Source organism: Streptomyces rectiviolaceus, from assembly GCF_039533825.1.
Classification (GTDB): Bacteria; Actinomycetota; Actinomycetes; order Streptomycetales; family Streptomycetaceae; genus Streptomyces; species Streptomyces rectiviolaceus.
In genome coordinates this window covers 1-12,314 of the sequence record NZ_BAAAUG010000138.1, presented here as the reverse complement: position 1 = coordinate 12,314, position 12,314 = coordinate 1, and the positions used below count along the sequence as shown (strand labels likewise).

General features: G+C 71.6%; 10 protein-coding genes and 1 pseudogene. 5 read left to right on the top strand and 6 right to left on the bottom strand.

Going from position 1 to position 12,314, the window contains the following annotated elements; all coding sequences use genetic code 11:
* Nucleotides 1-136: 136 nt before the first annotated feature.
* The 3 genes from ABD378_RS32640 to ABD378_RS32630 are packed head-to-tail and all read left to right on the top strand — an operon-like array spanning nucleotide 137 to nucleotide 4,120.
* On the top strand, nucleotides 137-1,468 hold the full coding sequence (locus ABD378_RS32640; protein ID WP_344526829.1) for a hemolysin family protein: 1,332 nt from the start codon (nucleotides 137-139) through the stop codon (nucleotides 1,466-1,468).
* Nucleotides 1,465-2,478: a hemolysin family protein gene (locus ABD378_RS32635; RefSeq protein ID WP_344526827.1), complete on the top strand. Its 1,014-nt coding sequence runs from the start codon at nucleotides 1,465-1,467 to the stop codon at nucleotides 2,476-2,478. Before ABD378_RS32640 ends, ABD378_RS32635 begins: the two co-directional genes overlap by 4 nt.
* Before the next feature lie 10 nt (nucleotides 2,479-2,488).
* Nucleotides 2,489-4,120 carry an ABC-F family ATP-binding cassette domain-containing protein gene (locus ABD378_RS32630; RefSeq protein WP_344526825.1) on the top strand — a complete coding sequence of 544 codons (1,632 nt, stop codon included), beginning with the start codon at nucleotides 2,489-2,491 and terminating at the stop codon, nucleotides 4,118-4,120.
* A gap of 10 nt (nucleotides 4,121-4,130) precedes the next feature.
* Here ABD378_RS32630 and ABD378_RS32625 read toward each other — a convergent pair whose 3' ends face one another.
* A complete protein-coding gene (locus ABD378_RS32625; RefSeq protein WP_344526823.1) occupies nucleotides 4,131-4,379 on the bottom strand; it encodes a holin in 249 nt (82 codons plus the stop codon).
* Between the two features lie 95 nt (nucleotides 4,380-4,474).
* Nucleotides 4,475-4,870 (bottom strand): cupin domain-containing protein, encoded by a 396-nt coding sequence (locus ABD378_RS32620; RefSeq protein WP_344526821.1) that lies wholly within the window; start codon nucleotides 4,868-4,870, stop codon nucleotides 4,475-4,477.
* 52 nt (nucleotides 4,871-4,922) lie between these two features.
* Between ABD378_RS32620 and ABD378_RS32615 the strand changes: the two genes are divergently transcribed.
* Together ABD378_RS32615 and ABD378_RS32610 are read left to right on the top strand one after the other, a co-directional pair.
* Nucleotides 4,923-5,915: a GlxA family transcriptional regulator gene (locus ABD378_RS32615; RefSeq protein ID WP_344526819.1), complete on the top strand. Its 993-nt coding sequence runs from the start codon at nucleotides 4,923-4,925 to the stop codon at nucleotides 5,913-5,915.
* Nucleotides 5,916-6,035: 120 nt separating this feature from the next.
* Nucleotides 6,036-8,252 (top strand): WD40/YVTN/BNR-like repeat-containing protein, encoded by a 2,217-nt coding sequence (locus ABD378_RS32610; RefSeq protein WP_344526817.1) that lies wholly within the window; start codon nucleotides 6,036-6,038, stop codon nucleotides 8,250-8,252.
* A 67-nt stretch (nucleotides 8,253-8,319) separates the two neighbouring features.
* Here the strand turns inward: ABD378_RS32610 and ABD378_RS32605 are convergent, their stop codons facing one another.
* The 4 genes and pseudogenes from ABD378_RS32605 to ABD378_RS32590 form a co-directional block, all read right to left on the bottom strand.
* On the bottom strand, nucleotides 8,320-9,456 hold the full coding sequence (locus tag ABD378_RS32605; RefSeq protein WP_344526919.1) for an acyltransferase family protein: 1,137 nt from the start codon (nucleotides 9,454-9,456) through the stop codon (nucleotides 8,320-8,322).
* Between the two features lie 151 nt (nucleotides 9,457-9,607).
* Nucleotides 9,608-10,633, bottom strand: a complete 1,026-nt coding sequence (locus ABD378_RS32600) for a hemolysin family protein (protein WP_344526815.1) — start codon at nucleotides 10,631-10,633, stop codon at nucleotides 9,608-9,610.
* Nucleotides 10,630-11,967 carry a hemolysin family protein gene (locus ABD378_RS32595; RefSeq protein WP_344526813.1) on the bottom strand — a complete coding sequence of 446 codons (1,338 nt, stop codon included), beginning with the start codon at nucleotides 11,965-11,967 and terminating at the stop codon, nucleotides 10,630-10,632. The genes ABD378_RS32600 and ABD378_RS32595 overlap by 4 nt, the downstream gene beginning before the upstream one ends.
* Nucleotides 11,968-12,151: 184 nt before the next feature.
* A pseudogene (locus ABD378_RS32590) lies at nucleotides 12,152-12,314 on the bottom strand (M56 family peptidase); the annotation flags it as partial.

Sequence of the window (12,314 nt, the reverse complement as noted above, 5' to 3'; positions counted from 1 at the left end):
TTTCCGGTCCTTTAAAATGGACGGACCACTCGAACGCCAACGAAAGGTGTGAGCGTCCGCCCATGGGCGAGCCTCCCAGTACCCGACATCGCGCATTCCCCCGGTCCCTGCCCGATCATGGGACGGAGGTGACCCGATGACCGAAGTGCTCCTGCTCCTCGTGGCGGTGCTGCTCTCGCTGGCCTGCGGCGTCTTCGTCGCGGCGGAGTTCTCCCTCACCACGGTCGAGCGCAGCGAACTGGAGCGAGCCGCCGAACGCGGCGAGCGCGGCGCCGCCGGCGCCCTCAAGGCGGTCAAGAACCTCACCTTCCAGCTCTCCGGGGCCCAGCTGGGCATCACCGTCACCAACCTGGTCGTCGGCATGCTCTCCGAGTCCTCCATCGCCAAGCTGATCGCGGGCCCGCTGCGCGCCATGGGCATCCCCTCATCGGCGTCCTCGTCGATCGCCCTGGTCATCGGCACGGCCCTGTCGACGGTCTTCCTGATGGTCGTCGGCGAGCTGGTCCCCAAGAACTGGGCGATCTCCTCGCCGCTCGCCGTCGCCAAGCGGGTGGCGACACCGCAGCGCCTGTTCAGCTCCCTGTTCCGCCCCTTCATCGCGCATCTGAACAACACCGCGAACCGCTCCGTACGCCGCTTCGGCATCCAGCCCACCGAGGAGCTGGCCTCCGCGCGCAGCCCCAAGGAGCTGGTGGCGCTCGCCCGGCACTCAGCCAAGCAGGGCTCCCTGGAGGCGGACACCGCCGAGCTGTTCGTCCGCACGCTGAACCTCGCCGACCTCTCCGCGGAGAACGTGATGACGCCGCGCGTCCAGGTCATGGCACTGGACGTGATGGCCACCTGCGAGGACGTCGCGAACGCCACCCGGGCGACGGGCCTGTCCCGCTTCCCCGTCTACCGCGGCAACCTCGACTCGGTCGTCGGCGTCGCGCACATCAAGGACGTCCTGGCCATACCGGCCGAGCGCAGGGCCCGCTTCCCCGTCGCCGAGCTGATGCGCGAGCCCCTCCTTGTACCGGAGTCCCTGACCGTCGACCGCCTGCTCGACCGGCTCTCCGGCAAGCGCACGATGGCCGTGGTCATCGACGAGTACGGCGGCACGGCCGGCGTCGCGACCCTGGAGGACATCGTCGAGGAGGTCGTCGGCGAGGTGCGGGACGAGCACGACCCGCACGAGACACCCGACATCGCCCCCGCGGGCACGGACGAGGACGGCAGGACGCAGTACTCCGCCGACGGCTCGGCCCGCATCGACCAGCTGGCCCGCGTCGGCCTGCGCGCGCCGGACGGGCCGTACGAGACGCTCGCCGGACTCGTGGCGACCGAGCTGGGCCGCATCCCGGCCGAGGGCGACAGCGTCCAGGTGGGCCGCTGGCGGCTCGACGTCGTGGACGCCCGCGGCCGCCGCGCGGCCCGCGTCCTGCTGCACGCGCCGCTGCACGACGACCACCAGGAGGAGGAGCGATGACCGCCATCCAGTTGCTGATCGGCCTGGCGACGCTCGTCGTCAACGCCTTCTTCGTGGGCGCCGAGTTCGCCCTCATCTCCGTACGGAGGAGCCAGATCGAGCCGTACGCCGAGGAAGACGACCGGCGCGCCAAGAGCGTGCTGTGGGGTCTGCAGCACGTCTCCGCGCTGCTCGCCGCGGCGCAGCTCGGCATCACGCTGTGCACGCTGGTGCTCGGCATCGTCGCCGAGCCCGCGATCGCGCACATCCTGGAGCCGCTGTTCGACGGGGTCGGGGTGCCGCACGGTCTGGTCCACCCGATCTCGTTCGTGATCGCCCTGGCCCTCGCGACGTATCTGCACATGCTGCTCGGCGAGATGATCCCCAAGAACATCTCGCTGGCCGAGCCGGTGCGCACGGCTCTGCTGCTCGGTCCGCCGCTGGTCGCGATCGCGCGGGCGCTGCGCCCGGTCATCTTCGCGATCAACGCGTTCGCCAACGGCCTCCTGAAGCTGCTCAGGGTCGAGACGAAGGACGAGGTGAGCGCGTCCTTCTCGGACGACGAGCTGGCCCGCATGGTCAAGGACTCCAGTGACGCGGGTCTGATCGACGACCGCGCCCAGGAGCGGCTTCACGATGCCCTGGAGCTGGGACGCCGTCCCGTCAGGGATGTCGTGCTCCCGCTGGAGAGCGTGGTCTACGCCCGTGTGGGCGTGACGCCCGAGGAGCTGGAGCGGCTCTCGGCGGAGTCCGGTTTCTCGCGCTTCCCCGTCGTGGACGACGGCCGTCGCATCGTCGGCTATCTCCACGTCAAGGACGCGCTCGACCGGATGCCGCGCGATCTGCCGTTCCGGGTGCCGGACATGCGGAAGATCGCCCAGGTCCGCGAGACCACGCCGCTTGACGACGTGCTGACCGCGATGCGCGGCAGCCGCACGCATGTGGCGGCGGTGCTCGGCTCCGACGGCAGGCTGGCCGGCATGGTCACGATGGAGGACGTACTGCGGGAGCTGTTCGGTCAGCCCGTGTGAACCGAGGGGGATGCGCACCGTGAGTCAACTCGTCCTGCGCGACGTGTCGTACGGATATCCGGAGCGGCCTGTCCTCGAACGGGTCTCCCTGTCGGTGCGGCCCGGCGAGAAGGCGTGTGTCATCGGTGAGAACGGCTCGGGCAAGTCGACGCTCCTGCGCCTGATGGCGGGCGAGTTCGCGCCCGCCGACGGTGAGGTGGCCGTCGTCTCGGCGGGCGGCACCGGCTATCTCGCGCAGACCCCGCGCCTTCCGCCGCACGCCACCGTGCAGGACGCGGTGGACGACGCGCTCGCCGAACTGCGGGACCTGGAGCGGCGGCTCAGGGAGGCGGAGGACGCACTCGGCTCGGCGGGCCCCGACGGGCTCGCCGCGTACGGCGACCTCATCGCCGCCTTCGAGGCCCGTGACGGCTACCGCGCCGACGCGCGCATCGACGCGGCGCTGCACGGCCTGGGCGTCCCGCACCTGGAGCGCTCCCGCACGCTGGGCTCCCTCTCCGGCGGTGAGGCCGCGCGCCTGGCACTCGCCTGCGTCCTGGCCCCGCAGCCCGAACTGCTCCTCCTCGACGAGCCGACGAACCACCTGGACGACCAGGCGCTCGGCTGGCTGGAGGAGCGCCTGCGCGCCCACCGGGGGACGGTCGTCGCCGTCACCCATGACCGGGTCTTCCTCGACCGGGTCGCCGAGGTGATCGTCGAGGCCGACGGCGACCGCAGGTCCGTGGCCCGCTTCGGTGGCGGCTGGCACGGCTACCTGGAGCAGCGCGCCACGGCCCGGCGCCGCTGGGAGGAGCGCTACCGGGAGTGGAGCGACGAGGTCGAGCGTCAGGAGCGGCTCGCCGATGGCGGTGCCAACCGGCTCTCGGTGGGCTGGCGGATGAGCGAAAGACCTCGTTTCGCGGGCCACCAGCGGTCCGTGGAGGGCCAGCTCTCCGGTCTCGTGCGCAACGCGCGCGAGCGGCTGCGCAGGCTGCACGCGGATCCGGTGCCACGCCCGCCCGACCCGCTGCACTTCACGCCGGGTGAGGGCATCGAGGGCGGCGACCACCCCTTCGTACGCCCGGTCGCGCTGACCGACATCGCAGTGGGCGGGCGCCTCACCGTCGACCGCCTGACCCTCGATCCGGGGTCGCGCACGCTGGTGACCGGGGTGAACGGCGCGGGAAAGTCGACGCTGCTCGGTGTCCTTGCGGGGGTGCTCACCCCGGACCGCGGGGAGGCCCAACTGCCGGCCCGCGTCGGCTACTTGCCGCAGGAGATCGAGTACATCACCTACGAGGACACGGCGAGGCCGCTGCTCGACGCCTTCGCGGCGGGTCTGGCGGGGCTCCCCGATGAGCACTCCCAGACCCTCCTGTCCCTCGGCCTCTTCCGCGAGGAGGACCTGGTGGTGCCGGTGAAGGGGCTCTCCGTGGGGCAGCGCCGCCGCTTGGCGCTCGCACGCCTGGTGACGCGCCCCGCCGACCTCCTCCTGCTCGACGAGCCGACGAACCACCTTTCGCCCGCGCTGGTCGAGGAGCTCGACGAGGCGCTGGCCGGGTACCGGGGCACGCTGGTCGTGGTGTCGCACGACCGGAGGCTGCGGGAGCGGTTCCGGGGCGAACGGGTCTCGGTGGAGGCCGGCCGAGTGGTCCGGCCCTAGCCCGGGCCGGTCACGGTGTGGCCTGACGACCGCGGGCGGTGGGCGTCTCCGTGATGCCGGGCCCGCGCGCCCCGGCGTTCGCGGCGCCGACCGCCGTGAGCACGGCGAGCAGCGTCGCCATCCCCGCGGTGGCGAGCGCCGCCTTCCAGTCGACGTCCAGGAGGGTGGTCGCCCCGGCGACCAGGATGGCGCCGAGCGACTGCGCGAAGGTACGGAGTGCGCGCTCCGCGGTGGCCTTCCAGAATCCAGCGGTCCACATGTCTGGCCCACCCTCTCGTGGTTGACGGGTCAACACAGTCACCCCATGGCATACCGCTGTCGCGTGCCGCTGCCCAGGAGGTGGACGGGCCGCTCTCAGAGATCGAGCCTGTGTCCCGTCGTCGCGTCGACGTGGGCCGGGATCTCGTCATGGCGGTCGCCGACCGTCGGGGTGCCGGTGGGCTCGATGACGAGGATCTTGGCCCCGGACGGGGCCGACGGCTTGTGCTCCGTGCCGCGCGGGACCGTGAAGACCGAGTCCTTGGGGAGGGTGACCGTGCGTTCGCCGGTCGGCTCGCGCAGGGCGATGCGCAGTTCGCCTTCGAGGACCAGGAAGAACTCGTCGGTGTCGTCGTGGACGTGCCAGAGGTGGTCGCCCTCGACCTTGGCCACGCGTACGTCGTAGTCGTTGACGCGGGTGACGATACGGGGGCTCCACAGGGCGTCGAAGGAGGCCAGGGCCTTGCTGAGGGCGATCGGTTCGTTGCTCATGTGACCAGCTTCCGACGGTCGCCGCCCCCTCCGTGAGTGGTAGAAATAGCGTATGCCGCAAGAATCCTCTCAGGCCGCCGAGGAGCAGGCTCTGCACCGCGTCGTCGTCATCGTCGACGCGAACTCCAATCCCTTCGAGCTCGGCTGCGCCACCGAAGTCTTCGGCCTGCGCAGGCCCGAACTCGGGCGTGAGATCTACGAGTTCAGCCTCTGCTCGCCCGAGCCCCGCACCCTGATGCGGGACGGGTTCTTCACGCTCACGGGCGTTGCCGGGCTGGACGCCGCCGATTCGGCGGACACCCTGATCGTGCCCAATCGGCCCGACATCGAGGTTCCGCGGCGCCCGGCCGTCCTGGACGCCGTCCGCCGGGCGCACGCCCGAGGGGCCCGGCTCGTCGGGTTCTGCAGCGGTGCCTTCACGCTCGCCGAGGCCGGGGTGCTCGACGGGCGCCGGGCCACGGCGCACTGGCAGTGGGCGGACGACTTCCGGGCCCGCTTCCCCCGCGTACAGCTCGAACCGGACGTGCTCTTCGTCGACGACGGCGACATCCTCACCGCCGCGGGCAGCGCTGCCGCGCTCGACCTCGGACTGCACCTGGTCCGCCGCGACCACGGCGCCGAGGTCGCCACCGCGGTGACGCGCCGGCTCGTCTTCGCCGCCCACCGGGACGGCGGGCAGCGGCAGTTCGTGGAGCGGCCGGTGCCTGACGTGCCGGACGAGTCCCTGGCCCCGGTCCTCGCCTGGGCCCAGGAGCGGCTCGACTCGCCCCTTTCCGTACCGGGTCTCGCGGCGCGCGCCGCGCTCAGCCCCGCGACCCTGCACCGCCGGTTCCAGGCCCAGCTCGGCACCACGCCCCTGGCCTGGCTCACGGGCGAACGGATCGCGCTGGCCTGCCGGTTGATCGAGCGGGGGGTGGGCCCGTTCGAGACGGTCGCCCGTCGCAGCGGGCTCGGCACGACCGCCAATCTGCGCGCCCTGATGCGCCGGGAGACGGGACTGACGCCTTCGGCGTACCAACGCCGGTTCGGTCCCGCGCCGGACTGAACCGGTCCCGCCCCGCCACAACGGCCGACTTGCGGCCTACTGCTCCCCCATCCCGTCTCCTAAGGTCACGGCTTGAAATGGCCATGACGAAGAAGGACGACGAAGAAGAAGAGGGAGCCCATGCGCAGACGTCTGCTTCACCTGGTCCTCGCCCCGCTCGCGGGGGTCCTGATGGTCACGGCGCCGGCTTCCGCGGCGCCCACGCCACCGGGGGACGTGTACCGCCCCGTACGCGGTCCTGCCGCGCCCGCCGAGTACCGCTACCTGCAAAAGACCGTCCCCGGGGAGTCGATTCCGCGCCACGCCCATGAGGACGCCGCCGCGCAGGCCCGCGGGCTCCCCACCACCGGCGGCCGGTGGAAGTCCGTCGGACCGACCAACGTCGGCGGGCGCATCGTCTCCCTCGCGCTCGACCCGAAGCGCGCGGACACCCTCTACGCCGCCGCGGCCAGCGGCGGCATCTGGCGCAGCACGGACGCCGGACAGACCTTCAAGTCCGCGTGGCCCGACGACTGGACGCAGGCGATGGGCGCGGTCGCCACCGGACCCGACGGCACCTTGTACGCCGGGACCGGGGAGCCCAATCCCGGCGGCGGCAGCATCACGTACGAAGGAACGGGCCTCTACCGCAGCACCGACGGCGGCAAGCACTGGAAGCCGTCAGGACTGCGCGACTCGGGCGCGATCAGCGCCATTACCGTGGACCCCGGCAATCCGCGCCGCATCTACGTGGCCGCGGCAGGATCGCTCTACAACGGCGGCGGCGACCGCGGCGTCTACCGCTCGGAGAACGGCGGCAAGACGTGGCAGCGCATCCTCACCGGCGCCAATGAGTTCACCGGCGCCACCGAGATCGTCGTCCAGGGCAAGAAGCTGTACGCCGTGCTGTGGGACCACCGCCGCACGCCCGAGCGCCGCACCTACGGCGGCGAGGGCTCCGGTGTCTTCCGCTCCGGTGACGACGGCAAGACCTGGAAGCGGCTCGGCGGTGGCCTGCCCGCGCAGGGCCCGGACGTGGGACGGATCGGTCTCGCCGTCGCGGGTGAGCGCGCCTACGCCGTCGTCAACAAGACGGACGGCCCCTTCGAGGGCTTCTACGCCTCCACGGACGCGGGCGACACCTGGCAGCGGACCCCCGTCGACAAGAAGCTCACCGACTCGCAGTCCACGTTCGGCTGGTGGTTCGGGAAGATCTGGACCGACCCCCGCGACGCCGAGCACGTGCAGGTCGCCGGAGTCCCGCTGATGACCTCGAAGGACGGCGCGGCCACCTGGACGGCCGACGACACCAGCATCCACGTCGACCAGCACGCGATGGTCTGGGACCCGCGCCACCCCGGCCGCGTCTACCTGGGCAACGACGGCGGCGTCTACCGCTCCGACGCGAACGGCGACGGCGGCTGGGTCAAGGCACGCCACGAGCCGTACACCCAGCTCTACAGCGCGGCGATATCCCCGCAGGACACCTCGCGGATCTCCGGGGGCGCGCAGGACAACGGCTCGATACGTTCCTGGGGCGGCGACCGCTTCAACGAGTACCTCGGCGGGGACGGCGAGGAGAACCTGATCAACCCGACCGACGTGAACAACGTCTACGCCTGCTACCAGTACGGAAACTGCTTCAGCTCCACCGACGGCGGCGACACCCTGACGTACTTCGCGGACAAGACCACATTCAAGCGCCGCAACTGGTTCACGCCGGTCGCCTTCGACCCCCGCGACCCGAAGGTCCTCTACTACGGCTCCGAGGTCCTCAACCGCTCCACGGACGGCGGCGCCACCTGGCAGGCCATCAGCCCCGACCTGTCGGGCGGCCCGGGCCCCGACCCGATCTACACCAACTACGGCACGATCACCTCGATCGCCCCGGCCGCGGACGGCCGCACCATCTACGCCGGCACGGACGACGGCCGCGTATGGGTCACGAAGGACCTGGGCGCGCACTGGACCAAGCTCGCCGAAGGGCTCCCCTGGGTGACGCGCGTCGTCGTCGACCCGCGCGACGCCGACCGCGTCTACACCACCCACTCCGCCTACCGCTCCGGCTCCGACACACCGCACGTATACGGCAGCACGGACGGCGGAGAGCACTGGAGGAACCTGTCGGGCAACCTGCCGGACGCGCCCGTCAACGACCTCGTCATCGCACGGGGCGGCAAGCTCCACATCGGCACCGACCAGGGGGTGTTCACCTCCGGCGCCAAGGGAGGCCACTGGTCGCGCCTGGGCCGTGGGATGCCCGCGGTGCCGGTGGACGACATCGAGTACGACGCCGGGAACCATCGCCTGGTCGCCGCGACGTTCGGCAGGGGGTTCTACGAGCTGACCACCGCCTGATCCACGGCACCGACAACTGCTCTGCTCCCGGCGGCAGTCCGGCCGCCGGGAGCAGAGGCACGACCCGTCAGCGCCGCCGGTGCGCTCCCCGGCCCCGCGCCACCGCCTTCGCGTCCTTCTTGAACGCCCACTCCATGTCGGGCTCCATCGCGAACCGGAAGAGCCGCTGCACCGGCGGGGTGCACAGCACGGTGATGAGGGCCGCGGCGCCGAGCGTGACCGTGATCTCGCCGAGCGGTGTGTGCAGCCAGTTGAGGTCGTACCAGTCCCAGAAGCGGGAGCCCTTGGCGATGAAGCCGTGCAGCAGGTAGCCGTAGAGCGTGCCCGCGCCGAGCGCGGTGAACCAGAGCCTGCGGCCGGGGACCCAGGCGAAGAAGCACGCCACGAGGATCGCCGAGCAGCCGAACATCGCAAGCGTCATCACTCCCCCGGACCAGCCGGGCGCGGCCAACTCCTGTGCGCTGTCCCGGCGGTAGAACCACGCGGCGTTCATGCGCGGCGCCGCCCAGTAGGCGAACAGCAGGGCTCCCGCGAAGACGGGCAGGGCGAGGAGCCTCGCCTCCCGGCGGCGCACGATCTGGAAGTGCTCGGGCTTCAGGCACAGGCCGAGGACGAAGAACGGCAGGAACTGCAGCACCCGTTGCAGGTCCAGGTCGTCACCGATGTCCGGCGAGACGGAGGCGAGCACCGCGATGGCGAGCGCGATCGGCAGGGGCCAGCGGACCAGCTTCCACAGCGGGGTGGTGAGCCGCCAGACGAAGAGCGCGACCAGGAACCAGGTGAGGTACCAGGGGTCGAGCAGACTGATCGGGTACGCCGGGTCGTCGCCCGCCCAGCGCTTGAAGAAGGTGTACGCGACCTCGAAGATCACGTACGGCACCGCGATGCCCGTCACCAGGCGCTTGAGGCGGCCGGGGCTCGCGTCGAAACTCCGGGAGAAGTAGCCGGAGATGACGATGAACGCCGGCATGTGGAAGGTGTAGACGGTGATGTAGAGCGCGGCCGCCGCCCGGCTGTCGCCGCGCAGCGGCTCCCACGCGTGGCCCATCGCGACCAGCACGATCGCCAGGTACTTGGCGTTGTCGAAGAACGAGTCCCGGCGCTTGACCAGAGGCTTCGGCGCCACGGTGGGGGCCGACGGCGCCGCCGCCGGGGCACTGCGCGCGGCGGGCTGCGGCGCCCGCAGTGCCCCGGCCCGGTCCATCGAGCGGACAGGCTCACTCACGGGACCTCCCGGGTGAACTCGGGCCCGCCATCGTCCGTCTCACGTCCCCTGCGGTTGCTACACCTGTGTAGAACATCACCGGCACCCTAGCCATCGGAGCCCCCGCGCGTACAGCCACGCCACCTGTGAATCAGCTGAGCGCCGCCGGTGAAGGGCCGACCAGCTCGGACAGGACGTCCTCCATGGTGACGAACCCGAGCACCGTGCCGCTCTCGCCGGTGACCGCGGCCAGGTGGCTGCCCGCGGCTCGCAGCGCGGTGAGGGTGTCGTCGAGCGGGGTGTCGATGTGCACCCGCGTGACCACGTGCAGGGAACTGCGCGGGAAGGGCCGGTCCCGCTCGGCGATGCCCAGGGTGTCCTTGATGTGGTGGTAGCCGAGCAGGGTGCCGTCGGGTCCGGTCACCGGGAAGCGGGAGAAGCCCGCGTCGGCCGCCACCCGCTCCAGGCGCGCCGGGGTGACGGAGTGCTCGACGGTGCGCATCTTGGCCGTCGGCACGAGGATCTCGCCGACGGGCCGGGTGCCCAGTTCCAGCGCGTCGCGCAGCCGCTCGCCGTCGGCCGCCGACAGGAGCCCGGCCGCGCTGGAGTCGACGACCATGCGGGCCAGCTGGTCGTCCGTGTAGACGGAATCGACCTCGTCCTTCGGGTCGACCTTGAGCAGCTTCAGCAGGGTGTTGGCGAAGGCGTTGATGCCGAAGACGACCGGCTTGAGGGCGCGGGTGAGGGCCACGAGCGGCGGGCCGAGCAGCAGGGCGGTCCTGGCGGGCGCGGCGAGCGCGATGTTCTTGGGGACCATCTCGCCGATCAGCATGTGCAGATACGTCGCCACGCTCAGGGCGATGACGAAGGCGATCGGGTGCACGAGCGCGTGCGGGATGTGGATCGCCTCGAAGCCGGGCTCCAGGAGGTGTGCGATGGCGGGTTCCGCGACCGCGCCGAGCACCAACGAGGAGACGGTGATGCCGAGTTGTGCGGTGGCCATCATCGCGGAGATGTGCTGCAGGCCCCACAGGGTGATGCGGGCGCGCTTGTCGCCCGCTTGGGCGCGGGGTTCGATCTGGCTCCGCCGTACGGAGATCATGGCGAACTCGGCGCCGACGAAGAACGCGTTGGTGAGCAGGGTCAGGGCGCCGATGGCGAGCTGGAGCGTGGTCATCGCGCCTCCTCCACGGCCTGGCGTGGCACCTGGAGCGCCGGTTCGGTGATGCGGACCCGGTCGGCACGGTGGTGCTCGACCGTCAGGACGGCCAGCTGCCATCCGTCGAGGTCGAGTGCGTCGCCCTTGGCCGGGATGCGGGTGAGCCGGGTGGCGATCAGACCGGCCACGGTCTCGTACGGTCCTTCGGGCGCGGTGAGCCCTATCGCGGCGAGCTGGTCGATGCGGACGCCGCCGTCGGCCTCCCACACGGTGCGGCCGTCCGGGGCGGCCTGCGCGGGCAGCAGGTCGGGGACCTCGACGGGGTCGTGCTCGTCGCGGACCTCGCCGACGACTTCCTCGACGATGTCCTCCACCGTCGCCACACCGGCCGTGCCGCCGTACTCGTCGATGACCACGGCCATCGTGCGGGTCTCCCGCATCCGCTCGAGGAGCCGGTCGGCGGGCAGGGTGTCGGGCACGAGCAAGGGTTCGGCGGCGAGATCGGTGACCGGGGTGAACTGCCGCTTCTCGGGGGGCAGGGCGAGCACGTCGCGGATGTGCACGGTGCCGATGACCTCGTCCAGGCTGTCGCGGAAGACGGGGAAGCGGGACAGGCCCGTGGCGTGCGTCAGGTTCGCGGCGTCGGCGGCCGTGGCGTGCGCCTCCAGGGCGCGTACGTCCACGCGCGGGGTCATCACGTTCTCCGCCGTCAGCTCGCTCAGGTGCAGGGTGCGGACGAACAGTTCGGCGGAGTCCGCCTCCAGGGCGCCCTCCGCGGCCGAGCGCCGGGCCAGGGCGACCAGCTCCTCGGGGGTGCGCGCGGAGGCCAGCTCCTCGGCGGGCTCCAGGCCGAAGCGGCGTACGACATGGTTCGCGGTGTTGTTCAGATGCCGGATGAAGGGACCGAAGGCGGCGGTGAAGCCGCGCTGCGGCGCCGCCACCACCTTGGCGACGGCGAGGGGCCGGGAGATCGCCCAGTTCTTCGGCACCAGCTCGCCGACGACCATCAGGATCACGGTGGAGAGGGCGACACCGAGCAGCGTGGCGGTGGTGGGGGCGGCGCCGCCGAGTCCGGCGGCCTCCAGCGGGCCGCGCAGGAGCGCCGCGAGGGACGGTTCGGCGAGCATGCCGATCACCAGCGAGGTGACGGTGATGCCGAGCTGGGCGCCGGACAGCTGGAAGGTCAGCCGCCGGACCGCCTTCAGGGCCCCCTCGGCACCCCGCTCCCCCGCATCGGCGGCGCGCTCCAGGTCACCGCGCTCGACGGTGGTGAGGGAGAACTCGGCCGCCACGAACAGCGCGCAGGCGAGCGTGAGGAGCAGGGCAAGGAGCAGAAGCAGGATCTCGGTCACCGTGCCACCCCCGTTCCCTCACGCTTGGACAGCGGGCCGGAAATGGCACGGTTCGTACTGGGAGGCTCACCCATTGCGGGTCCGTGGCTCCTTCTCGTACTCGTACGAAGTGTCGTACGAGGGCGGTGGCGTGGAAGCGGTAGTGCTTCTACAGCCACTGTAAAGGAACGGCAAACCGAATCCGTCAGAGTGGGGTGGCCGCGTGCAGGATGAGGACCATCGTCACCGCGGAGTTCGCCGACGACATGGCGGAAGCCGCCGCCCCGGCTGCCGCCGCCCACGCCGCGAGCCCTACCGCGGTGAACAGGGACGGCCAGCTGCGCGCGGCGGGAGCCGGGCCGAGCAGG